This is a genomic window from Methylobacterium oryzihabitans (assembly GCF_004004555.2).
Lineage (GTDB): Bacteria > Pseudomonadota > Alphaproteobacteria > Rhizobiales > Beijerinckiaceae > Methylobacterium > Methylobacterium oryzihabitans.
In genome coordinates this window covers 1-615 of the sequence record NZ_SACP01000091.1, presented here as the reverse complement: position 1 = coordinate 615, position 615 = coordinate 1, and the positions used below count along the sequence as shown (strand labels likewise).

At 81.1% G+C, this 615-nt stretch carries 2 pseudogenes; both read right to left on the bottom strand.

The features are described from left to right. Positions 1–188: pseudogene (locus tag EOE48_RS28475) on the bottom strand (DUF4381 family protein); the annotation flags it as partial. After that, positions 175–615, bottom strand: a pseudogene (locus tag EOE48_RS28470) (DUF58 domain-containing protein); the annotation flags it as partial. The pseudogenes EOE48_RS28470 and EOE48_RS28475, both read right to left, overlap by 14 nt.

The window sequence follows — 615 nt, the reverse complement described above, 5'->3', positions numbered from 1 at the left end:
GCGAGGGCGGCGAGCGCGGCGGCGCGCAGCGGCCGGCGCCGGTGCCGGCGGGCGAGGATCGCCAGCGCGGCGAGGGCGAGGCCGAGGCCGGCCCCCGCCAGGGCGTCGAGATGGGGCGGGTCGGCGGGCGGCGGGTGGAGGCCGCGCAAGCCCGCGAGGGCGGCCGGGGCGCCGTCACAGCAGGCCATCGAGCCGCTCCATCAGGGGCGCGAACGAATCCGGCCCGCCCTCGACGTCGATGCGCACGCCCTCGATTCCGAGCCGGGCCCAGCGACCGAGCCGGTCGTCCCCGGCGGGCGGGACGCGCCCGACCCGGCCGGTGCCGCGCCGGCCATCCGCGGTGGCGAACGGATAGAGGCCGGGCGGGGCCGCGCGCTCGAAGGCGTCGCTGACCAGGATCAGGCTGACCGAGACCCGCTCGGCCAGCGCCGACAGCGCCGCCTCGAAATCGGGCCCCGGTGCGTCGAGGGCGCTCGCCAGCACGAGGTGGCCGCCGGAGGGCAGCAGCGCCTGGGCGCTCGCCAGTGCCGGGGCCAGGGGCGGGTCGGGTCGCAGCGGCGCGGCCAGCGCCTCGGCATGGGCGCGGGCGAGGGCGCCGGCGAGCGCCGCCATGCC